The sequence below is a fragment of the Globicatella sp. PHS-GS-PNBC-21-1553 genome, from assembly GCF_033564055.1.
GTDB classification, from domain to species: domain Bacteria; phylum Bacillota; class Bacilli; order Lactobacillales; family Aerococcaceae; genus Globicatella; species Globicatella sulfidifaciens.
In genome coordinates this window covers 1,976,791-1,999,496 of sequence record NZ_CP085470.1, presented here as the reverse complement: position 1 = coordinate 1,999,496, position 22,706 = coordinate 1,976,791, and the positions used below count along the sequence as shown (strand labels likewise).

General features: G+C 35.8%; 21 protein-coding genes and 2 pseudogenes. 5 read left to right on the top strand and 18 right to left on the bottom strand.

The genetic code is table 11. From position 1 onward, the window contains the following. Positions 1–4: 4 nt before the first annotated feature. Genes atpA through atpB form a run of 6 tightly spaced genes read right to left on the bottom strand, consistent with a single transcriptional unit; the run spans position 5 to position 3,503 of the window. Positions 5–1,498, bottom strand: a complete 1,494-nt coding sequence (gene atpA, locus LB888_RS09615) for a F0F1 ATP synthase subunit alpha (RefSeq protein WP_318752777.1) — start codon at positions 1,496–1,498, stop codon at positions 5–7. 11 nt (positions 1,499–1,509) lie between these two features. Next, positions 1,510–1,860 (bottom strand): F0F1 ATP synthase subunit delta, encoded by a 351-nt coding sequence (locus LB888_RS09610; protein ID WP_318752776.1) that lies wholly within the window; start codon positions 1,858–1,860, stop codon positions 1,510–1,512. Then, a complete protein-coding gene (locus tag LB888_RS09605) occupies positions 1,857–1,991 on the bottom strand; it encodes a hypothetical protein (protein WP_318752775.1) in 135 nt (44 codons plus the stop codon). The genes LB888_RS09610 and LB888_RS09605 overlap by 4 nt, the downstream gene beginning before the upstream one ends. After that, positions 1,991–2,500: a F0F1 ATP synthase subunit B gene (gene atpF / locus LB888_RS09600; protein ID WP_318752774.1), complete on the bottom strand. Its 510-nt coding sequence runs from the start codon at positions 2,498–2,500 to the stop codon at positions 1,991–1,993. Before atpF ends, LB888_RS09605 begins: the two co-directional genes overlap by 1 nt. 43 nt (positions 2,501–2,543) lie before the next feature. Continuing rightward, complete coding sequence (atpE, locus tag LB888_RS09595) at positions 2,544–2,756, bottom strand: F0F1 ATP synthase subunit C (protein ID WP_066125333.1); 213 nt, start codon at positions 2,754–2,756, stop codon at positions 2,544–2,546. A gap of 27 nt (positions 2,757–2,783) precedes the next feature. Further along, on the bottom strand, positions 2,784–3,503 hold the full coding sequence (atpB, locus tag LB888_RS09590; RefSeq protein WP_276649735.1) for a F0F1 ATP synthase subunit A: 720 nt from the start codon (positions 3,501–3,503) through the stop codon (positions 2,784–2,786). 375 nt (positions 3,504–3,878) lie between these two features. On the opposite strand from atpB, the gene malQ reads away from it, so the two are divergent. Continuing rightward, on the top strand, positions 3,879–5,525 hold the full coding sequence (gene malQ, locus LB888_RS09585) for a 4-alpha-glucanotransferase (protein ID WP_318752773.1): 1,647 nt from the start codon (positions 3,879–3,881) through the stop codon (positions 5,523–5,525). Positions 5,526–5,566: 41 nt separating this feature from the next. Beyond that, complete coding sequence (locus tag LB888_RS09580) at positions 5,567–7,831, top strand: glycogen/starch/alpha-glucan phosphorylase (RefSeq protein WP_318752772.1); 2,265 nt, start codon at positions 5,567–5,569, stop codon at positions 7,829–7,831. 322 nt (positions 7,832–8,153) lie between these two features. Here the strand turns inward: LB888_RS09580 and LB888_RS09575 are convergent, their stop codons facing one another. Beyond that, positions 8,154–8,660: a PTS glucose transporter subunit IIA gene (locus tag LB888_RS09575; protein ID WP_276649741.1), complete on the bottom strand. Its 507-nt coding sequence runs from the start codon at positions 8,658–8,660 to the stop codon at positions 8,154–8,156. 275 nt (positions 8,661–8,935) lie between these two features. On the opposite strand from LB888_RS09575, the gene LB888_RS09570 reads away from it, so the two are divergent. Continuing rightward, positions 8,936–9,154 carry a hypothetical protein gene (locus tag LB888_RS09570; RefSeq protein WP_318752771.1) on the top strand — a complete coding sequence of 73 codons (219 nt, stop codon included), beginning with the start codon at positions 8,936–8,938 and terminating at the stop codon, positions 9,152–9,154. Positions 9,155–9,395: 241 nt separating this feature from the next. Here LB888_RS09570 and LB888_RS09565 read toward each other — a convergent pair whose 3' ends face one another. The 11 genes and pseudogenes from LB888_RS09565 to pyrR all read right to left on the bottom strand — a co-directional run bounded on the left by LB888_RS09565 (position 9,396) and on the right by pyrR (position 21,071). After that, the gene (locus LB888_RS09565; RefSeq protein ID WP_318752770.1) at positions 9,396–9,644 is read right to left on the bottom strand and encodes a UPF0236 family transposase-like protein; all 249 of its coding nucleotides are present in this window, start codon (positions 9,642–9,644) and stop codon (positions 9,396–9,398) included. Beyond that, complete coding sequence (locus LB888_RS09560; RefSeq protein ID WP_318752769.1) at positions 9,575–10,555, bottom strand: UPF0236 family transposase-like protein; 981 nt, start codon at positions 10,553–10,555, stop codon at positions 9,575–9,577. Before LB888_RS09560 ends, LB888_RS09565 begins: the two co-directional genes overlap by 70 nt. A gap of 135 nt (positions 10,556–10,690) precedes the next feature. Next, positions 10,691–11,314, bottom strand: a complete 624-nt coding sequence (pyrE, locus tag LB888_RS09555; protein ID WP_318752768.1) for an orotate phosphoribosyltransferase — start codon at positions 11,312–11,314, stop codon at positions 10,691–10,693. A gap of 2 nt (positions 11,315–11,316) precedes the next feature. Beyond that, positions 11,317–12,007: pseudogene (gene pyrF / locus LB888_RS09550) on the bottom strand (orotidine-5'-phosphate decarboxylase). A 3-nt stretch (positions 12,008–12,010) separates the two neighbouring features. After that, complete coding sequence (locus LB888_RS09545; protein ID WP_276649745.1) at positions 12,011–12,922, bottom strand: dihydroorotate dehydrogenase; 912 nt, start codon at positions 12,920–12,922, stop codon at positions 12,011–12,013. Further along, on the bottom strand, positions 12,922–13,698 hold the full coding sequence (locus LB888_RS09540) for a dihydroorotate dehydrogenase electron transfer subunit (protein WP_318752767.1): 777 nt from the start codon (positions 13,696–13,698) through the stop codon (positions 12,922–12,924). The genes LB888_RS09545 and LB888_RS09540 overlap by 1 nt, the downstream gene beginning before the upstream one ends. Before the next feature lie 2 nt (positions 13,699–13,700). Continuing rightward, positions 13,701–16,888: pseudogene (gene carB / locus LB888_RS09535) on the bottom strand (carbamoyl-phosphate synthase large subunit). Then, positions 16,881–17,972, bottom strand: a complete 1,092-nt coding sequence (locus tag LB888_RS09530; RefSeq protein WP_318752766.1) for a carbamoyl phosphate synthase small subunit — start codon at positions 17,970–17,972, stop codon at positions 16,881–16,883. The pseudogene carB and the gene LB888_RS09530 overlap by 8 nt, the downstream one beginning before the upstream one ends. Then, entirely contained in the window at positions 17,972–19,246 is a 1,275-nt protein-coding gene (locus LB888_RS09525) for a dihydroorotase (protein WP_318752765.1), read from the bottom strand. Before LB888_RS09525 ends, LB888_RS09530 begins: the two co-directional genes overlap by 1 nt. A 12-nt stretch (positions 19,247–19,258) precedes the next feature. Continuing rightward, a complete protein-coding gene (locus LB888_RS09520) occupies positions 19,259–20,137 on the bottom strand; it encodes an aspartate carbamoyltransferase catalytic subunit (RefSeq protein WP_318752764.1) in 879 nt (292 codons plus the stop codon). 388 nt (positions 20,138–20,525) lie between these two features. After that, entirely contained in the window at positions 20,526–21,071 is a 546-nt protein-coding gene (gene pyrR / locus LB888_RS09515; RefSeq protein ID WP_318752763.1) for a bifunctional pyr operon transcriptional regulator/uracil phosphoribosyltransferase PyrR, read from the bottom strand. Between the two features lie 324 nt (positions 21,072–21,395). Here pyrR and LB888_RS09510 point away from each other — a divergent pair, with 324 nt between their 5' ends. Next, entirely contained in the window at positions 21,396–21,632 is a 237-nt protein-coding gene (locus LB888_RS09510) for a hypothetical protein (RefSeq protein ID WP_318752762.1), read from the top strand. Positions 21,633–21,808: 176 nt separating this feature from the next. Beyond that, on the top strand, positions 21,809–22,651 hold the full coding sequence (locus LB888_RS09505) for an undecaprenyl-diphosphate phosphatase (protein ID WP_318752761.1): 843 nt from the start codon (positions 21,809–21,811) through the stop codon (positions 22,649–22,651). The last annotated feature ends 55 nt before the right edge of the window (positions 22,652–22,706 follow it).

The following is a 22,706-nucleotide window of genomic DNA, read 5'->3' as shown; positions in this document are numbered from 1 at the left end:
AAATCTATTGTGCTATTTGAGAATGTTCTTCTAAAATGGTTTGTAATAAATCTTCTTCAGGCATTCGATGGTTACGACTAATATCACGTAAAACAACATCATAACGTTCTTCTAAGAAATTATAGAGTGATTGTTCATACTCTTTTAGTTTATCAATCCCAACACTATCAAGATAGCCATGATTTAAGGCGTAGAATAAAATGATTTGTTTTTCAACACTGACTGGTTTATGTAAAGGTTGTTTTAACACTTCAACCGTTCTACGTCCTCGATTTAATTTTTGTTGTGTTAAAGCATCTAATTCTGAACCGAATTGTGTAAAGGCTTCTAATTCACGGTAACTAGCTAAATCAATTCGTAAAGTACCGGACACTTGTTTCATTGGTTTTAATTGTGCCGAACCACCTACACGCGATACCGATAAACCGGCATTAATAGCGGGTCTAACACCAGAGTGGAATAAATCACTTTCCAAGAATATTTGTCCATCGGTAATGGAAATGACATTCGTTGGAATATAAGCCGAAATATCCCCTGCTTGCGTTTCAACTATTGGCAGTGAGGTAATCGATCCTCCGCCTAACTTATCAGATAATTTTGCAGAACGCTCCAATAAACGGGAGTGTAAATAGAAAACATCTCCAGGGTAAGCTTCACGACCTGGTGGACGTTTTAATAATAAACTCATTTCCCGATAAGCCGCTGCTTGTTTTGATAAATCATCGTAAATAATTAAAACATGCTTGCCTTCATACATAAATTCTTCGGCCATTGCCGTTGCAGAGTATGGTGCTAAATAAAGTAATGGCGCCGGTTGTGAAGCACTTGCACTCATTACAATTGAATAGTCCATCGCACCATGTGCTTGCAATGTCGTCACGATGTTTTTTACAGTTGATTCTTTTTGACCAATCGCGACATAAATACAAATAACATCTTGTCCCTTTTGATTTAAAATCGTATCAATCGCTAAAGATGTTTTTCCGGTCTTACGGTCCCCGATAATCAACTCACGTTGACCACGTCCGATTGGTACTAAAGAGTCAATTGCTTTAATACCTGTTTGCAATGGCTCATTAACACTTTGACGTTCCATAATCCCTGGCGCATCTGCTTCAACAGGTCTTGTTTTTTTATAGTCTATTTCACCAATACCGTCAATCGCTTCACCTAGAGGATTAATAACACGACCTAATAGGCCATTTCCTACCGGTACTTCCATGATTTTATGTAAACGACGGACTAAATCACCTTCGTGAATATTCACATACTCACCAAAAATAATAATCCCGACATCTTTGGTTTCTAAATTTTGAACCATCCCAATTGTTCCATTGGCAAATTCAACCATTTCTCCGACCATGACATTTTCTAATCCATAAGCACGGGCAATCCCATCCCCAATGTAAGAAACTGTTCCAATTTCTTCAATTAATTCTTCACTGTGGAATTGACGAATTTGTTGACGAAGACGTTCATCTAATCTTTCTAAACTCATTTCAATCCCTCCTAATAATGCCAATTACGATCTAAATGACGTCGTAATTCTTTTAAAGTCTTTTTACCTGTTACTTCATAATAGTAACTTTCACTTTGAATACGGACACCCGTAATTAAACTTGGATCGACGACTGTCGTAATACGACGTAATGGCTTTTTGGTAATATCTAAAAATTTACGCACAATGCGCTCTTTTTCCTCGTCAGTTAAAGGTACCGCAGAGGTAATCATTAACATTTCACTTTGATTTTGTTCTTTTTTAAGAGAAGTTCCTTCATCATTCATCATGTTTAACATGATTTTTCCTAAAAGTTCATCTTCAAAATGCTCACGATTCTCATCAGGATTATCATCGTTCAATTTTTGAATCGAATCACGAATACGTTCTTGATTGATTTTTTTAATAAAGCATCTTCTTCGTTTTTAACTTTTTTATTACGCGTTAACGATTCATTAACACTTGTTTGATTTAAAGTTTCATTTTCACTCATCATGCTATATCATCCATTCCTGCAATGAAATCATCAACCAATTTATGGTAATCTTCCTCTTTAATTTCACGGCGTAAAATTTTCTCTGCAATTTCAATAGCAATATCAGATACTTCATTTTTAATTTCATTTAAGATGCGTTCACGATCTTGTTCAATTTCTTGATTAGCAGCTTCATGAAGACGTGCTATCTCCTCTTTTGCTTCTTTAATCATATTATCTTGAATTTGTAAGCTTTGTTTTTTAGCTGCTAAGATAATTTGATTGGCTTCCGCACGTGCATCTTTTAATGCTTGTTGAGCATCTTCTTTCGCTTTAGTACTCGTAGCTTTCTCTTCAGCTGCTTGTGCTAAATCTCCTTCGATAATTTGACGACGTTGTGCCAACATCGACATAAAAGGTTCCCAAGTGAATTTCTTAATAATCATTAGTAAAGCGACAAACGCGATCATCGTAACGATCGTATTGCCTAATGCGGTGTTTCCACTTGATGCATATACAATTAACATTTTAATCCTCCTTCATTTAGTATCGTCAGCTTAATTAGTTTAATTATCTGAAAACTAAAATAAAGGCGATAACCACGGCCATAATCGGCACCGCTTCAATTAACCCTACTCCAAGGAACATGGTCATACGTAATTTACCTTCTAATTCTGGTTGACGAGCAATTGATTCAATTGTTTTTGAAATAACCATACCATTACCAATTGATGCAGAAAGAGCAGCAATCGCAACAGCAATAGCAGCAGCAATAGCGTTCATATTTTATATTCTCCTTATCTTTAAAAACTATATTTCTTCTTTTTCAACTTTATGCGACAAATATACCATTGTTAAGGTTACAAATATATAGGATTGAATAGCACCTATAAATACTGAAAATCCTTGCCATACCATTTGTAATGGTAATCCTATTACCCATGTAAAGACACCTTTAGCATTGGCTAAATTAGCAATTAAACCTAATAAGACTTCTCCAGCGAAAATATTACCATATAGACGAAGTGCTAATGTCAAAGCATTAGTAAACTCCTCGACTAATTTTATCGGGAATAAAAATGCTGAAGGTTCTAAATAGCCATTCACCACATACCCCTTCATTCCTTGTTCTGTAATCCCTAGGAAATGAGATAACAAAATCATTAAAAGTGCTATCGATAAACACACAATTGGATCGGCTGTCGGACTTCTCCAAAGTGATAATTCACCCACATGTAATATTAAAGGTAAACCTATCATATTAGAGGTAAAAATAAATAACAATAATGTCAATCCTAATAATTGATAATTTTGTGCCCCTTTATCATCGATTGCTCCCCCTACTACGCCTCGAACAAATTCAATAATCGTTTCCATTAATAGTTGAGGCTTATTTGGTTTATCCACCGATAAATTATGTGAAGTCCAAACACAAAGCACTGTGATGATAGCGACAGTTGCTAAAATAGCTAAAAAAGTGTTCAACCCAAAAGAAATACCTAATAGTTCAAACACAATCGTTTCATCCAAGAGTGACCCTCCTTTTTTTGGTAATTGACTGTTGTCAATGAAATTTTGTTGACATTTATCTTCTCGAAAATGACACAAATCCATAACCTAGTTTACCACTTAATTTTCTATAAAACAAACTTTGAAAGGGGTTAAGTAAATATTTTTTTGTTATAATTTAAATATAAAAATATTGATATAAAAACATCTTTTTGGCAATTAATGACTAACTTTTATGTCATCATTCGTCAGTTCATCAAAATTGAAAACATTGCTATCATCGCCTTTTGAGACTGTTATCCGGTAACAGAATTTAGAAAAACGCCAAAATCATTTGTAAGTATTTTTTATTCCTTATATAATGAATGCGACAACAAAATTAAAGGAGGTCGTGTTATGGCCCGATCAAGTGGCGTCTTAATGCATATTTCATCATTACCAAATAAATTTGGTATCGGTACATTTGGACAATCAGCTTATGACTTTGTTGATTTCCTAGTTCGTACCAAACAAGCCTATTGGCAAATTCTTCCTTTAGGTACAACTAGCTATGGTGATTCACCCTATCAGTCATTTTCAGCTATCGCTGGGAACCCTCACTTTATTGATTTTGAACTATTAAGTAAAGAAGGTCTTCTAGAACCAGCTGATTATGAAAAAGTTGATTTTGGTGATGATCCGGAAAATGTGGACTATGGTACCATATTTACTAACCGTCGTCCTATTCTAGAAAAAGCCGTCGCAAACTTTTTAAAACGCGGCAAATTAGAAGGATACACACAATTCGTTGCCGAAAATGCACATTGGTTAGAAGACTATGCAGAGTTTATGGCAATCAAAGAAGATTTCGGTTTAGTTTCTTGGACCGAATGGGATGAGGATATTCGTTTACGCGATAAAAAAGCATTAAATGAATACCGTAAAAAATTGGTGAAAGAAATTGAATTCCATAAAGTAACTCAATATTTCTTCTTCACTCAATGGTTACAATTAAAAGCTTATGCCAATGAAAATGATATTCAAATCATTGGTGATATGCCAATCTATGTTTCAGCTGACTCTGTTGAAATGTGGACGAATTCAAAATTATTTAAAGTAGATGAATTCAAAATGCCGATTGTTGTTGCTGGTACACCACCGGATAACTTCTCTGATGACGGTCAATATTGGGGGAACCCAATTTATGACTGGGAATATATGGAGAAAGATAAATATTCTTGGTGGATTCTACGTATGAAAGAAAGTTTTAAAATCTATGATATGGTTCGTATTGACCACTTCCGAGGTTTTGAATCTTATTGGGCAGTCCCTTTTGGCTCCCCTACTGCTGCCGATGGCCGTTGGGAAAAAGGTCCAGATGTTAAATTATTCAAGCAAATCAAAAAAGAATTAGGCGATTTAAATATTATCGCTGAAGACTTAGGCTTCTTAACCCAAGAAGTAATTGATATGCGCAATGCTACTGGTTTCCCAGGAATGAAAATCTTACAATTTGGTTTTGATGGTACAGACTCTATGGAATTACCACATAACTATGTGCGTAATACGATTAGTTACTTAGGGACTCATGATAATGAAACCATCACAGGATGGTATCAATCAGTTCCTGAATATATCCGTCAGAATGCTGATAAATATTCTAATCGTAAAGAAGATGAAACCATTGCCGAAGCTCTAAACCGTACATTATCAGCTTCAGTAAGTGATTATGTTATTTTCACGATGCAAGATTTATTAGACTTAGATAATTCTGCACGTATGAATGAGCCTTCCACCATTGGTAAAAACTGGAAATGGCGCATGAAAGAAGATGCTATTACAGAAGCGGTTGAAAGGAAGTTGACCGATTACACCGTCACCTACTTCAGAGCAAACCAAAACATTGTAAAAAAGAAGCAGAAAAAGCTAAAGCTGCTCAAAAAGAAAAAAGCAAATCAACTAAAAAAGCTGTTTCTAAACCAAAAACTAAAACTACCAAATAAACTTAGTTCATTTGGGAATCGACAATTTTCTACTATTCAATATTTTGTTAAATTACCATAGTTTTATAACATAGCTAATTTACATTTAAAAAGGAGAAACAAATGACTTTATTATCAAATTATACAAACAAACTTTTCAATAAGCCTGTTGCGGAGTGTACTGAACAAGAATTATATAAGGTTTTATTACACCTTGTTCGTGACAAATCAAAAGATCAACCAACTAATGACACAAAGAAAAAATTATACTATTTCTCAGCTGAGTTTTTAATTGGTAAATTATTAAGTAATAACTTATTAAACTTAGGTCTATATGATGAAGTACAAGCAGAATTAACTGCTGCGGGCAAAAATATGATGGACATCGAGCAAGCAGAAAATGAACCATCATTAGGAAACGGTGGTTTAGGACGGTTAGCAGCATGTTTCGTTGATTCAATCGCAACATTAGGATTAAACGGAGACGGTGTTGGTTTAAATTATCATTACGGTTTATTCCGTCAAGTATTTAAAGACAATCAACAAACTGCTATTCCAGATCCATGGTTAGTTGGCGACGACTGGGTAATCCGCTCAGAACATTCTTATGTTGTGCCATTCAAAGATTTTGAATTAAAATCAACGCTTTACGATATTGATGTACCTGGTTACAAGCAAGAGAAGAAAAACCGTCTACGTTTATTCGACTTAGATTCAGTTAACTCAGAAATTATTACTGATGGTATTAACTTTGATAAAGGTAATATTTTAGAAAACTTAACTTTATTCTTATATCCAGATGACTCTGATCATGCAGGTGAATTATTACGTATTTACCAACAATATTTCATGGTATCGAATGGTGCGCAATTAGTTTTAGATGAAGCAATCGCTAAAGGAAGTAACTTACATGACTTAGCAGACTATGCGATTATTCAAATCAACGATACTCACCCTGCTTTTGTTATTCCTGAATTAATCCGTTTATTAGGTGAACGGGGTATTGAATTTGATGAAGCGGTGAAAATCGTTCGTTCGATGACAGCTTATACTAACCATACAATTTTAGCAGAGGCATTAGAAAAATGGCCATTGTCTGATATTGAAGAAGTAGCACCACAGTTATTACCAATTATTCACCGATTAGCTGAAGTGGTTGAAGAAGAATATCCTGGTAATGAAGCAGTCGCAATTATCGATAAACAAAACCGTGTTCATATGGCTCATATTGCGATTCACTTTGGTTACAGTGTTAACGGGGTTGCTGCCTTACATACTGAAATCTTAAAAGCTTCAGAATTAAAACATTTCTATGATATCTATCCAGAAAAATTCAATAACAAAACGAATGGTATTACCTTCCGTCGTTGGATTATGGATGCTAACCCTGAATTAGCGAAACTATTAGATAATACTATTGGAACAAACTGGCGAAATGACAGTGATTTAACTGCATTATTAGATCATATTGATGACGAAAATGTAATTAAAGCTTTAAATGATATCAAACATGATAACAAGAAGAAATTACAAGAAAGTCTAAGAAAAACACAAGGTGTTGAAATTAACAACAACTCTATTATTGATGTTCAAATTAAAAGAATTCACGAATATAAACGTCAACAAATGTTAGCTTTATATATTATTCATAAATACTTTGCAATTAAAAATGGTGAAATTCCTGCTACACCAATTACAATCATTTTTGGTGGTAAAGCAGCACCAGCTTATACAATTGCACAAGATGTGATTCACTTAATCTTAAACTTATCTGAAATCATTGCTAATGACCCAGATGTGAGCCCTCACTTACAAGTCGTAATGATTGAAAACTATAATGTAACAGCGGCTACGTACTTAATTCCTGCAGCAAACATTTCAGAACAAATCTCATTAGCTTCTAAAGAAGCTTCTGGTACAGGTAATATGAAATTCATGTTAAACGGAGCATTGACCTTAGGAACAATGGACGGTGCTAACGTTGAAATTCATGAATTAGTTGGTGATGAAAACATTAAAATCTTTGGTAAATTAAGTGATGAAATCATCGAATTATATGACACCAATGGTTATGTTGCTAAAGACTACTATGAGCGTGAAACAATCAAACCTTTAGTTGATTTCATTGTAAGTGATGAAATGATGGCAATCGGTAATGAAGAACGCTTAACTCGTTTACACAATGAATTAATCAATAAAGACTGGTTCATGACCTTAATCGACTTAGAAGAATTCATCGATGCTAAAGAAGAATTATATGCAGAATACGAAGATCGTGAAAATTGGTTACGTCGCTCATTGGTGAATATTGCTAAAGCTGGCTACTTCTCTTCTGACCGTACAATCAATGATTACAACGAAGATATTTGGCATTTAGAAAAAGCTTAAATATAAGATAATTTAACTATTGGTTTATCAGCTACAAACCAATCCCCAAAATAAGACTGGACAGAAACAAGTAAGTTTCTGCCCAGTCTTATCTCTTTATTTAGTAACATAAGATTTGAGTTAAGTGTTCCGAACTATGTCATGGGAAGCAGATACTTTTCACATTATCTTATTACCCCATCAGCAACAAGGAGCGGCAAAAAGTATACAATCAAAGAATTATCATTTCGTCTTTTTACACCATCAAATACTAGCTATATTTTTTAAGTATCAGAAGACAAAAAAGAGCCCCTCTCGGGACTCTAACACTCTCAATATATGATTATTTTAAAGTGATATAACCAATTTCTTGACCTTTGGTCACATTACCTGAAGCAGTTATTTTATACTCTTCAATCACTTCTGAACCATTTGTAAAGATAACGATCATCGCATTATCTTTCCCTTCAGTTGCTAAAGCATCTAAATCAACTTCAGATATTTTACTTGAAGCGGTGACTTTGTCGTTTTCATTGACATCCGTTTCGAATGGTTCACCATTTAACGAAACAGTATCAATGCCCATATGTAATAAAACTTCTAACTCACCCGCTTTAAATCCTACTGCATGTTGAGTCGGAAAGACATTGACAATCGTACCTTCTACTGGTGATGAAATTGAGCCATTCGTTGGAAGTACAGCAAAACCGTCCCCCATCATTTTTTGAGCAAAAACGACATCGTTTACTTGTTCAATATTGATTAACTCACCATCAGCTGGTGCATATAATTTTATTTCTTTAATTACAGGTTCTTTTTCTTGTTGTTTTTTCTTAAAAAATCCAAACATTTATATTAGCTCCTATCATAATATAGTAGCTATATTATAACATACCAAATCATAGTAGTAAAAAATAATCGCTAATTTTTTCAAATAAGTGTATAATATAATAGGTATGAAAGCGAGGTTAAAAAATTTATCGGGAGTATGACACTTTCTTTTTATAAAACAACCCTTCAAGCCAGTAATGGCTTTATTTTTTTGTCAAATTTCATATTATTTTATTGAGTACTATTTAGTGCTATGATATAACTAAATTATCTTAAATGATTGGTGAGGTTACTATGCGCATTAAAAAAAGTGTGTCCAAGAATTCTGTTTCTTACTCCGTCATAGATAACGTGAGAGATATAAATGGGAAATCAACGACTAAAGTCATTGAAGCTCTTGGGAACGAGGAACAAATACGAGAAAAATATCCAGGGGTAGATCCTGAAGAATGGGCGCGTGCCTACGCTAAAGAATTAACGGAAGAAAAAAGGCCAAATCAGAAACTATCATAGTGAAACATGACCCTAATAAAAGGTTAGATAAAGGGAAACGCAAATCATTTAATATTGGCTATCTCTTTTTACAATCGATTTACCATCAACTTCATCTAGATAAAATATGCAAAGAAATATCAAATAAACATTCATTTACATATAATTTGAATAAAATTTTGTCTTTATTAATTTATATGCGTGTACTCCATCCAACTTCTAAAAAAGGTACACTTGAGCGTGCAGATGAGTTAATTGAAACTCACGAGATTGAATAACAACACATATATCGTGCTTTAGCGATGTTTTCTGCTCCTGTTGTACTCCATCCTAGCGGTCGCGAACTTAAACGATCACTTAACCAATGGCTGACGTGACCTTCGGCACTACAACCGATATAATGAGGGGCCCTTTGTCTTTGGATAGAATCCCAATTACCTATTAGATAGCGACGAACCTTTTGAAGCGTTTGTTTCGAAGAGTCGGGTAACGACGGATCGTTGAGTCGCACTTTGAAATAGTCCTGAAGATAGCCTTTTTCACCTGTATAAAGCCAACGATGTAAAGTGGCGTATAAATGATACCAACACATGCCTGACGAAGGTATTTAACCGTATGATAAGGGTCAAGAACAAAGCTCGTCTGAGTCGGTAGATAGTCCAACCCTTTCTTAATCCAGTGAGCCCCGTCACCACTTAAATAAAGGGTCGGACAGGCTGCTAAATCGTATTGTTGGTCGAGATAGTAATAAACATCTTCCCACAATTCCTCGCTATCTTCGTATAAACCTGTGAATATGCGACTAATATTTAATTCTTTTCGATCACTTGATCCTAAATTTTCTTTGTATCCTTCGTGAACATACGCCAAGCGCATTTCCCGATTCTTCCCATCTTGATAAGCTACATGGTCTTCATCGGCTTCAATATATAAGCAGTCTACCTGACGTTTTGCTCCCACCGGCAACGCAACAGAATCCGGGCTATACTTATGCACAATATTCTGGACTGTCTGGCGACTATAAATCCCGATATGTTCGAAGCTATCAATGGTCTCTTGATAAGAATGCTTACTAGCCTTCTCGTAAACGGCTGCTTCTAGATTGATATCCACGCGCTGGTGAGGCGTGAGCGATGAGAAGTCATCCAATAAATAGCAGAACTCACCCGTTTGTTTATCTTTGTAATAACGCCTTGAGAGTTTAATGTCACCAATCAGTGTGGAGATTGTTTTTTCATCATCGCTACGATGAACGCTATATCTTGCTTTTCTTCCAGGACTTTCAAAGAGTGATTCCTCAATTGTTGTACAGAGATTTTCTCCTAAATCGACTGAGAGTTGACGCATCGTATCACTAATGGTTTTAATGCATGTTGAAAAGTCTACTTCACCTTTAATCGCTTGATTATATAAATCTGCCATCATTTCATTAATTTATTGCATAATTTGTGTTATAATACTCATGGATAATCCTCTACCTTTCTGCGTGTTTTACCTACTTACAGTACAGCAGAGGATTATCTTTTTTGCTTTTAGCTGACCAACAATTATTTTACACTAAGCCCACTCTTCAGGATTTTCTCTCCAATTTTCAAGTGTTTCTATATCACTTATTTCTACATATCCTTTTTCTACAGCCGTTTGTAATAAAGCACTATAGTTTGTTAATGCTTCCGCTTGTAGATTTGCTTCAGCTAAACGTTGATGACCTTTTTCTAACCCGTAAGTGAAGATCGCCACAATTCCTAATACTTCACAACCTTCATTTCGTAATGCTTCAGCTGCTGTAATGGCACTTCCACCAGTTGAAATCAAATCTTCCACGACAACAACTTTTTGACCTTTAGAAAGTTTTCCTTCGATTTGATTACCTTTACCATGGCTCTTTGCTGATGAACGAACATAAACCATTGGTAATTGTAATACATCACTAACCCATGCTGCATGTGGAATTCCTGCTGTTGCTGTACCCGCAACTACATCAGCTTCTGGATAATGTTGCTTGATTAATTCTGCTAAACCAACAGCGATTTCTTTACGTACTTGTGGATATGATAATGTTAGACGATTATCACAATAAATCGGTGATTTTATTCCTGATGCCCATGTGAATGGTTCATTTGGACGTAAAAATACTGCTTCAATTTCTAATAAGTGGCTTGCGATTTTATCTTGACTCATATTTACACTTCCCATTCCTTTTTTACACGTTTATAAGCTTTACTCGCATCATCTGCTTTAGTAATTGAACGACCTACTACAATATTTCCCGTGCGTCACTAGGGGTAACCACACGTTTTTGGTCATTTACATCGTCACCTCTCATTCGAATCCCCGGTGTAATGCGTAGAAAATCTTCACTTGTCGCATCACGAATCACCCCTGCTTCAAGTGCAGAGCAAACACGCCATCAAGTCCTGCTTCATAAGCTAATGTAGCATAATGGATAACAGATGTCTGTAATGACTCTTTAATTAATTGTTCATTTTGCATTTGTGCTTCTGATGTACTTGTAAGTTGGGTAACAGCAATTAATTTCGGACGTTGTTTTCCTTCTGGTGTACCTTCTTCTAATCCTTTTAACGCTGCTTCCATCATTGCTTTTCCGCCAGCTGCATGTACATTTACTAAATCAACACCTAAACTTGCAAGAATTTTCATCGCACTATATACAGTGTTGGGGATATCTTGAAGTTTTAAGTCTAAGAAGATTTCATGTCCAACTGCTTTTAATTCTTGTAAAAATGGAGCACCTGCTTGATAATATAGCTCCATTCCAACTTTTACATATAAAGATTCATTTTCAAATTGGGATAAAAATTCCGTAGCCGAAGAAGCATTTGGAAAATCTAAGGCAATGATTGGTTTTGTCATTGCTTATTTCCAACTCCTTCCAACTAATTCAGAGATATGCTCTACTTTTAATTCATCTAATTTCGTTGGCAATTCATCAATAATTTTCGGACAAATAAATGGATCTGTAAAGTTTAATGTTCCAACCGCAACCGCACTTGCACCTGCATAGAAGTATTCTATTACATCGTCAGCTGATTCAATACCGCCCATCCCGATAATTGGGATATTCACTTGTTGACTTACTTCATAAATCATTCGAATTGCAACAGGTTTAATTGCTGGTCCAGAAAGCCCACCACTTTTATTTGCTAAAATGGGTTTGCCTGTTTTTAGATCTAAACGCATGCCCATTAATGTATTAATCATCGTTAACCCATCAGCTCCTGCAGCTTCTACCGCCTTTGCCATTGTGACGATATCAGATACATTCGGTGATAATTTTACATATACTGGAACAGCAGACACTTCTTTTACTTTTTTCGTTAAATCATGAGCAATTTCGGGAACCGTCCCAAATGTAATACCACCTTGCTTTACATTTGGACAAGAAATGTTTAACTCTATTGCATGTACATTCGGTGCTTTAGATATTTGTTTAGCAACTTCTACATAGTCTTCTGTCTCGGAACCAGCTACATTTGCAATAATTGGCGTATCAAATTGTTCTAACCAAGGTAATTCATTTGCTAATACATGTTCTAATCCAGGGTTTTGTAAGCCAATCGCATTTAGCATTCCACTTGATGTTTCAGCTACTCGTGGGGTTGGATTCCCATACCTTGTTTCTAATGTTGTTGCTTTGATCATAATCGCACCAAGTTGGTTTAAGTCATACAATTGACTGAATTCTTTTCCGAAACCGAAACAACCTGATGCGGGCATAATTGGATTTTTTAATGATAATCCAGGTAGTTCAATTTGTAAACGATTCATTACAATACCACCTTTCCAGCTGGGAACACAGGACCATCACTACATACTTTTACATAATCTGTTTCCTTTGAATCTTTCAAATGACAGACACATGAAAAACATGCACCAATCCCACAGCCCATACGTTCTTCTAAAGAAATAAATCCTGTTTTATTCGCATATCCTTCGCTTAAGGCTTTTAACATGGGGATTGGTCCACATGCATAAAACAGATCGAAATCAAGCTGTTCATTTGTAATACAATCTGTTACAAAACCTTTTGTCCCATTTGTGCCATCAACTGTTGCGATATACGTATCACCCAATTGACCAAACTCTTCTTCGTAGAAAACTTTGGCATCTGTTTCAAAGCCTAATACGTGAATCGTGCGAACACCTTGTTGATTCAATGCTTTCGCAAGCTCATATAATGGTGGGACTCCAATTCCACCACCGACTAATAAAGCCGTTTCGCCAGCTTTAGCAGCATCGACTGGGAACCCATTCCCAAGAGGGCCAAGTACATCGACTTGTTCGCCCTCTTGATAAGTGGATAGAAGTTTTGTTCCTTTTCCTTCTGCACGATAAATAATTGTTATTTGCTTATTATCTTCATCAATTGAAGCAATACTAATCGGTCTACGTAATAGGGGATCTACACCTTTAGATGTACGGATATGAACAAATTGTCCAGGTTCCGTTATTTGTTCTACTAAATGACCTTCCAATACTAGTTCGAAAATATTTAATGCAATCTCGCGATGTGCAACGACACACATCTCTTCTTGTACAATCATACTTATTCTCCTTCTGTCATTGATTCTGCTGAGAAGACCATTGATTCTAGTACATCTAAAATCGCTTTTGCTGTATCAAGTGATGTAAGACAAGGTACTCCATTTTCTACTGATTCACGACGGATTCTAAATCCATCACGTTGTGGCGTTTTACCCTTCGTTAATGTGTTAACGATTAATTGTGCCTCACCTTGACGAATGACATCTAGTAATGTTGGTCCCTCAGATCCGATTTTTCCAACGACATTCACATGAATGCCTGCATTGGCAAATGTTTGTGCTGTTCCGCTCGTTGCGAGAACCTTGTAACCAATTGCTGAGAAACGACGTGCTAATGCTGTTGCTTCTTCTTTATCTTTATCTGCTACTGTAATTAACACTGTACCATGTGTAGAAATATTCATTCCTGACGCTACTAATCCTTTATACAGAGCTTTTTCCATCGTTTGGTCTTTCCCCATTACTTCACCAGTTGATTTCATTTCAGGCCCGAGTGATATATCTACTCTTCTTAACTTAGCAAATGAGAATACCGGTACCTTCACAAATACCCCTTTTCTTTCTGGTGCCAAGCCTGTTTTATAACCGAGATCTGTTAATGATTCACCTAAAATAATTTTTGTTGCTACATTCGCCATTGGAATGTTGGTAATTTTACTTAAGAATGGAACCGTACGACTTGAACGCGGATTTACTTCAATAACGTATAATTCCCCTTTTGAAATAACATATTGAATATTAAGTAATCCAATAATTTCTAATCCTTTTGCTAAGCGGATTGTATAATCAACAATTTTCTCACGCATTTCATCACTAATATTTTGTGGTGGATATACTGCAATTGAGTCACCGGAGTGAACACCTGCACGTTCGATATGTTCCATAATTCCAGGAACTAGTACATTTTCACCATCTGAAATGGCATCTACTTCAATTTCCTTACCAACTAAGTAGCGGTCGACAAGAACCGGATGTTCCGGATTGATTTTCACCGCATTTTTCATATAGTGAAGCAATTCTTTTTCCTCATATACGATTTCCATTGCACGGCCCCCAAGTACATATGAAGGTCGAACAAGTACTGGATAACCAATTGAGTTCGCAATTTCCACTGCACCTTCTACCGAGAATGCTGTTTTCCCTTTTGGTTGTGGAATCTCTAATTGTGATAATGCTTGTTCGAATTGGTCACGGTTTTCCGCACGATCTAAACTTTCCAAGCTTGTTCCTAGAATTTTCACTCCACGTGCTTCTAAATCAGCCGCTAGGTTAATCGCTGTTTGTCCACCGAATTGAACAACGACTCCTTCTGGTTGTTCTAAATCAACAATATGCATAACATCTTCAATTGTTAGTGGTTCAAAATATAATTTGTCTGAAATACTAAAGTCTGTAGATACAGTTTCAGGGTTATTATTGATAATAATCGCTTCATAACCTGCTTCTTGAATTGCCCATACACAGTGTACTGTTGCATAGTCGAATTCAACACCTTGTCCGATACGGATTGGTCCAGAACCTAGTACAACGACCTTTTTCTTATCTGTTTGAATTGTCTCATTTTCAATTTCATATGTTGCGTAGAAATAAGGGGTATCTGACTCGAATTCACCTGCGCAAGTATCGACTTTTTTGTATACAGGTACAAGCCCATTTTCTGTTCTCCAGTCATATACTTTTCTTTCTTTTTCATTCCATAGTTTTGCAATGGTTTTATCAGAGAAACCAAATTGTTTAGCTTTTCTAGCTAGTTCTAAATCGAATGGGCTTTCTGCTAGTTTTTTTCTAATGCAATGATTCTTTCAAATTTATATAAGAAGAATAAATCGATTTTACTCCACTCATGGATTTGTTCAATTGTTACACCTTGACGCAAAGCCTCACCTAGATAGAATAGACGCTCATCTGTTGGTTTGGTAATTTGCTTTTCAAGTTCTTCCATTGAAATTGGCTTTTCGATATCCAATTCTAAGTGATAGACATCACTTTCTAGTGAACGAATCGCTTTTAATAATGATTCCTCTAATGAACGACCAACGGCCATTACTTCACCTGTCGCCTTCATTTGTGTACCTAATAAACGATTGGCAGATTCGAATTTATCAAATGGCCATCTTGGAATTTTCGTTACAATATAATCAAGTGTTGGTTCAAAGCTTGCATAAGTTTTTTCTGTTACTGGATTCATAATTTCATCTAATGTATATCCAACTGCAATTTTTGCAGCTAATTTTGCGATTGGGAAACCAGTTGCTTTAGATGCAAGTGCTGATGAACGACTTACACGTGGGTTTACTTCGATTACATAGTATTGGAAGCTTTCTGGATCTAATGCTAATTGAACATTACATCCACCTTCGATTCCAAGTGCACGAATTAATTTTAATGATACATTACGTAATAATTGAATTTCACGATCACTTAATGTTTGACATGGCGCAACAACAACGGAGTCACCTGTATGTACACCAACCGGGTCAATGTTTTCCATATGACAAACGACGATTGCCTGGTCATCTGCGTCACGCATCACTTCATATTCAATTTCCTTATAGCCCGCAATACTTTTCTCTAGTAAACATTGTGTCACTGGGCTGTTTTTTAAACCACTTGCTACGATTTCTTTTAAATCCGCTTCATTTTCACAAATTCCGCCACCTGTTCCCCCTAATGTATAAGCAGGGCGAACAATAATCGGATAACCAACTTCATCAACAAATTTCTTAGCTTCTTCAAGTGTATGAACAATCTCACTTTCAGGAACAGGTTCATTTAGATTATTCATTAATGTTCTAAACTCTTCGCGGTCTTCTGCTTGTTGAATCGCATCTAATTTTGTACCAAGTACTTCTACTCCACATTCTTCAAGCACACCCGCTTTTGCAAGTTCCATCGCCATGTTTAATCCTGTTTGCCCACCTAGTGTAGCTAAGATTGCATCTGGATTTTCTTTACGAATAATTCTAGTTACGAATTCTAATGTAATTGGTTCAATATAAACCGCATCGGCAATTTCCGTGTCTGTCATAATTGTTGCAGGGTTTGAGTTAATTAAAATGACTCGATAGCCTTCTTCTTTTAATGCAAGACAAGCTTGTGTTCCCGCATAGTCGAACTCAGCTGCTTGTCCGATAACGATTGGACCTGATCCAATTACTAAAATACTTTTTATATCTTCGCGTTTAGCCATTATTCTTCACCATTCCCTTATGTTGTTTCATTAATTTGATAAAATCATCGAATATATATTTTGCATCCTCAGAACCAGGAGCTGCTTCTGGTTGGAATTGAACTGAAAACGCCGGTAAATTTTTATGTTGTAACCCTTCAATAGATCCATCATTAATCGCACGATATTTCACTGTCAATGCTTCCGTATTTAAGGTCTCTTCCTTCACTTCAAATCCATGGTTTTGTGATGTAAAGATGACTTGATTGGACTCAAGATCTTTCACTGGATAACTTGCTCCTCTATGACCATGTTTCATTTTTACGACTTCACTATCATTTGCTAGTGCAAGGAGTTGGTGACCTAAACCAATTCCAAATACAGGTACTTGTTCTTGAACTTCTTTTACCATTTCAATTGCATTTGTTAATAGATTTGCATCTCCAGGTCCATTGGATAATAACACTCCATCTGGGCTTAAAGATAAAATTTCATCAGCTGATGTACAAAACGGAACAACTGTAACATCACTTCCACGTTTCGTTAATTCGCGTAAAATACCATGCTTATTTCCAAAATCAACAACAACAACATTATCTTCACGACCTGGCACTGGGTATGGTTTTGTAGCTGCAACTTGTTTCACTTCATCCTGTGGGAAGCTAACTGCTTTCAGACGCGCTAAAACTTCTTCAAGATTTTCTAGTTCTCCACAAATTGCTCCTTTCATTGTCCCATTTTCACGAATATGACGTGTCAACATTCTTGTGTCGATCCCAGCAATCCCAGGAATATTTTTCTGTTCTAAGAACTCCACTAGTGAACGTTCATTTCTCCAATTTGACGGGAATTCTGCTACTTCTTTTACGATGATTCCTTTAATAACAGGTTGAATCGTTTCAAAATCATCGCGATTAATGCCATAATTTCCAATTAAAGGATAGCTAAATGTTAAAATTTGTCCGTAATTTGATGGATCTGAAATCACTTCTTGGTATCCTGTCATTGTTGTATTAAAAATGACCTCTCCAATTGTTTCTCCTTCTCCACCAAAAGCTTCTCCGATAAATACCGTACCGTCTTCTAAAATTAATTTACGTTTCATTATTGCATATCCTCCTCAGCCCATCTTAAATCTCCATCAACAAATGTTGCTACTGGCCAACCATTACATACCCAGCCACCAAATGGTGTATTTTTACCTTTTGAAGCAAATTCTTCAGGGTTAATTTCTTTCTCTTTATTTAAATCAAGCAATGTAATATCTGCTGGTTTACCAACTTCTAATGTTCCAGAATCTAATTTAAATGTGTTTGCTGGAATATATGTCATCCAACCAATTAATTGTTCTAATGTACAAATCCCTTTTTCAACAAAATGGGTATACAGTAATGGGAATGCCGTTTCTAATCCAACAATACCGAATGGTGCACGTTTCATCCCTTGTGCCTTTTCATCCTCCGCATGTGGTGCATGATCTGTTGCGATGAAATCAATCGTTCCATCTAATAAGCCTTCAATCAATGCCTCGCGGTCGTCACTCCCACGTAATGGTGGATTCATTTTAAAATTCGTATCTAAGCTTGGAATATCTTCATCACATAATAATAAATGATGTGGTGATACTTCTGCAGTTACACGAATGCCTGCTTTTTTCGCATCCCTTACCGCACGAACAGATTCTTTCGTACTAATATGGCAGACATGGTAATGACAGTCGGCAGCTTCTGCTAATAAGACATCGCGTGCGATATGAACAGCTTCACAAATTGATGGAATTCCTGGTAAATCATTTGCTTTTGAAAAAGTACCTTCATGTACCGCTCCACCATAAATAAGTGAATTATCTTCACAATGTGCAACAATTGCCATGTCTAATGCCGCTGCTTGTTTCATCGCTTCATACATTGTTCCAGCTTCTTGTACACCTACCCCATCATCAGTGAAGGCAAATGCACCAGCTTCTTTTAGTGCTTTAAAGTCAACTAATTCTTTACCAAGTTGGCGTGTCGTAATCGATGCATATGGTAATACCTTCGCTTTTCCTCTTTTATCGATTTGATCAACTAACCAGTCCATTTGTTCTTTATTATCCGGAACTGGACGAGTATTTGGCATGGCTGCTACTGTTGTAAAACCACCTCGAACAGCTGCCATCGTTCCAGTTTCAATTGTTTCTTTATGTTCTCCACCCGGCTCACGTAAGTGGATATGTACATCGATAAAGCCTGGTGAAATAACTAGCCCATTTGCATCAAATTCTTTTTCACCTTTATTTTCTAGGTTTGTACCCGTTTCAGTTATGATTCCATTTTCAATCCTTACATCCATCTGTTCTGTTTGATCGACTGTCGATGCATTTTTAATTAACCAGTTCATTTCAATCTCCCCTTATGATTGTAGTAGTTTTTGTAAAATCGCCATTCTTGTAAATACACCGTTTTGCATTTGCTTAAAAATTCTTGATCTTTCACATTCTACAAGTGCATCAGCAATTTCAACATTGCGATTCACTGGAGCTGGATGCATGATTATGCTCATCTTTTTCATTCTTTTCTCACGTTCAATCGTTAAACCAAATTGACGATGATATTCCTCTGCGGCTCTTTCCATTGCGTCTTCATGTCTTTCATGTTGGATACGTAAAAGCATAACAACATCAGATGTTTCGATCGCTTCATCTACATCTACATATACCTTAGATTCATCTCCAATAAACCATTCTTTTGGTCCAGAGAAAACGACTTCTGATCCTAATGATGTAAGTGCATCGTAATTAGATTTTGCTACACGGCTATGACTGATATCACCAATGATGGATACACGTAAGCCTTCAAATGTGCCAAACTCTTGTTTGATAGTAAATAAATCTAATAATGATTGTGAAGGATGTTGGCTACAACCGTCCCCACCATTAACTATTTTCATATTTACATGGTTTACTAACTCATTGTAATAGGCATCATCATTATGTCTAATTACCGCTAAATCGACACCAATTGATTCAAGTGTCTTCACTGTGTCATATAATGTTTCACCTTTTAATACACTTGATGAGTCTGTTTCAAATGGAAGTACATCTAAGCCAAGTTTTCTTTCTGCCATTTCAAAACTTGTTTTTGTTCGAGTACTTGGTTCAAAGAATAAATTTGCTACATACTTTTTAGCAGCTGGTGTCCAAACTTTTCCATCAGCAAAAGCTTGTGCTCTTTCTAAAATATCTGCAATATCATTTGGACTTAAATCAGTCATTGAGACTAGATGATTCATATCACATCCAACTCCTTTATCTCTCTGTTGTTATAAATAATGTGTGCCTACCTGTAAAAATTGTGACATTGCCTTCATACAAAGTATTTGTTTACTACTATCTTGTAAAACTTCTTGCGAGATAAAGGATACAAAGTAGCGGGTGCAAGTATTCATTTGCGGATTCCCTACTGCACTCATATTAACCTATCATTAGAAGTTTCATTTTGTATGACATGTCCAGATTTTTAATCATTAGGAAAATTCTGCATGTTTGTTCATGTTTCGTGAATAAAAAAACTCTCTGTCTGTGATTTCTGACAAAGAGAGCATAGTGAATAAAAATGACCTGGGTCATTTCTATCTTCTACTCCCTTTGTTAGCCTCTCGGGACTACATTTAAAAGGGATTATTCATTTTTGTAAATACATACTTGATCATTATTATCAGATTCTAGTAATTCCACAGCAATTCGTTCTTGACTTGAAGTTGGTATATATTTTCCGATAAAATCAGCACGAATTGGTAATTCACGATGTCCACGGTCAACTAAAACAGCTAGTTGAATCGATGATGGTCTACCCACATCTACAAGAGCATCCATTGCTGCGCGAACAGTACGTCCTGTGTAAAGTACATCATCTACAACAATTACTTTCTTGTTCGTAATATCAACTGGGAATTGTGAGCCTCTCACTTCTGGTTCCATGGAATTCGTGTGAAATGTTAGATCATCTCGATATAAAGTAATATCGCGCTCACCAACTGGAATCGACTCACCTTCAATTTTTTCAATGCAATCTCTTAAACGTTTGGCTAAAAAGATGCCTCTTGTTTTGATTCCAACTAACCCACATTCTTCTATCCCTTTATTACGTTCAATAATTTCATTCGCGATACGAGTTAATGCTCTTTGAATTGCTTTTTCATCTAAAACGGTTGTCTTTTGTTGCATTTTCGCACCTCATTTGTTTTTTCTAATCAAAAAACCCTCTCACCTACAAGATGAGAGGGTTGGATACGCATAGTTAAATACACGGACAGCATAGAGTGTCCGCCATCGTCTTACCTTCTCAGTCTCACAGGACTAAATTAAAGGAATCTGTTATTCAAGTTATTTATACTCTACACTTTTGATCCCTTGATGTCAAGATTAACATTTTTAAAAATAAAATAAAAAAACGCAAGCGCCTTGGTCAGCTTATAGTGACCCCAAAAAGTTAGATCCAAAATCTAACTTTTGGGGGTCACTATATTTTCTTGTTTGTTTTTATCGTTATTGATCTATCGTTTACTAGAGCAAAAAATTAATGAATCAGCTACCTGTGAAGAAATTATTTCTACACTACGTGAAATGAATGTCCTAGAAAGCAAAAATGAAGGGTATATTCCGACGTACATTCGAACAGATTTAACCGATCAACTCCATGAAACATTTGGTTTTCGGACAGATACAGAAATTATTACAATAAATAAAATGAAGAAAATATTAAAAAGCATTATAAAACAAAAATAGTACTCACTTTTGAGCAATAAAAAAATGGCACAAACCCTTTTGTATATTGGGTTTGTGCCATTTTTACTGTCAAAGATGAGATTATAACATACCAAATCATAGTAGTAAAAAATAATCGCTAATTTTTTCAAATAAGTGTATAATGTAATAGGTATGAAAGCGAGGTTAAAAAATTTATGAATTTTGATATTGATATTTTAGAATTAATCCGTATTTTAATCTTGAGTATAGTTCAAGGGATTACGGAATGGTTACCGATTAGTAGTACAGGTCATATGATTATTATTGAAGAGTTTTTCTCACTGACTTCTAGTCCAGAATTTAAGGAATTATTTTTTGTCTTAGTACAACTTGGATCGATTATGGCGGTAGTCTTACTTTACTTTAATAAGTTAAATCCTTTTTCATTTAAAAAATCCGCACAAGAACGTAAAGATACTTGGTTTATCTGGTTCAAAGTCGCAGTGGCGAGTATTCCAGCCGTCCTGTTTGGACTTGTTTTAGATGATTATATGGAGATGTATTTTAATAAACCTCTAGTGGTTGCCGCTATGTTAATTGTTTATGGTTTTGCCTTTATTTGGATAGAAACACGCCAAAAGAGTCGTCACGCTCATGAGATTAATAATTTCCAAACCTTAACCTTTAAAGACGCCTTTTTAATCGGATGTTTCCAAGCATTAGCCATTATTCCAGGAACCTCTCGTTCCGGTTCTACCATCTTAGGGGCGTTGTTACTTGGTACTTCTCGTTTCATCGCAACTGAATTCTCTTTCTATATGAGTATACCGATTATGTTTGGCGCAAGCTTGAAAAAACTGCTAAAATTTGGTTTTATCTTTAGCCAGGCAGAATTAATTTATTTAGGTGTCGGAATGTTTGTAGCATTTATCGTTTCAGTTATTGCGATTAAATTCTTACTTAATTATATTAAACGAAACGACTTTAAAGCCTTCGGTTATTACCGTATTATCTTAGGATCCATTATCATATTATACTTCTTGTTTACTGGCAGATAGATCATGTAAAACTGACCGCTATTTAACCGATTGTTCTCGGTTAAATAGCGGTCTT

Bases quoted from the DNA above. Each gene is read 5' to 3' on its own strand.
- atpA (WP_318752777.1), bottom strand. From the start codon at position 1,498: ATGAGTTTAGAAAGATTAGATGAACGTCTTCGTCAACAAATTCGTCAA.
- LB888_RS09605 (WP_318752775.1), bottom strand. From the start codon at position 1,991: ATGAGTGAAAATGAAACTTTAAATCAAACAAGTGTTAATGAATCGTTA.
- atpF (WP_318752774.1), bottom strand. From the start codon at position 2,500: ATGTTAATTGTATATGCATCAAGTGGAAACACCGCATTAGGCAATACG.
- atpE (WP_066125333.1), bottom strand. From the start codon at position 2,756: ATGAACGCTATTGCTGCTGCTATTGCTGTTGCGATTGCTGCTCTTTCT.
- malQ (WP_318752773.1), top strand. From the start codon at position 3,879: ATGGCCCGATCAAGTGGCGTCTTAATGCATATTTCATCATTACCAAAT.
- LB888_RS09580 (WP_318752772.1), top strand. From the start codon at position 5,567: ATGACTTTATTATCAAATTATACAAACAAACTTTTCAATAAGCCTGTT.
- LB888_RS09575 (WP_276649741.1), bottom strand. From the start codon at position 8,660: ATGTTTGGATTTTTTAAGAAAAAACAACAAGAAAAAGAACCTGTAATT.
- LB888_RS09570 (WP_318752771.1), top strand. From the start codon at position 8,936: ATGCGCATTAAAAAAAGTGTGTCCAAGAATTCTGTTTCTTACTCCGTC.
- LB888_RS09560 (WP_318752769.1), bottom strand. From the start codon at position 10,555: ATGGCAGATTTATATAATCAAGCGATTAAAGGTGAAGTAGACTTTTCA.
- pyrE (WP_318752768.1), bottom strand. From the start codon at position 11,314: ATGAGTCAAGATAAAATCGCAAGCCACTTATTAGAAATTGAAGCAGTA.
- LB888_RS09545 (WP_276649745.1), bottom strand. From the start codon at position 12,922: ATGAATCGTTTACAAATTGAACTACCTGGATTATCATTAAAAAATCCA.
- LB888_RS09540 (WP_318752767.1), bottom strand. From the start codon at position 13,698: ATGATTGTACAAGAAGAGATGTGTGTCGTTGCACATCGCGAGATTGCA.
- LB888_RS09530 (WP_318752766.1), bottom strand. From the start codon at position 17,972: ATGAAACGTAAATTAATTTTAGAAGACGGTACGGTATTTATCGGAGAA.
- LB888_RS09525 (WP_318752765.1), bottom strand. From the start codon at position 19,246: ATGAACTGGTTAATTAAAAATGCATCGACAGTCGATCAAACAGAACAG.
- LB888_RS09520 (WP_318752764.1), bottom strand. From the start codon at position 20,137: ATGAATCATCTAGTCTCAATGACTGATTTAAGTCCAAATGATATTGCA.
- pyrR (WP_318752763.1), bottom strand. From the start codon at position 21,071: ATGCAACAAAAGACAACCGTTTTAGATGAAAAAGCAATTCAAAGAGCA.
- LB888_RS09505 (WP_318752761.1), top strand. From the start codon at position 21,809: ATGAATTTTGATATTGATATTTTAGAATTAATCCGTATTTTAATCTTG.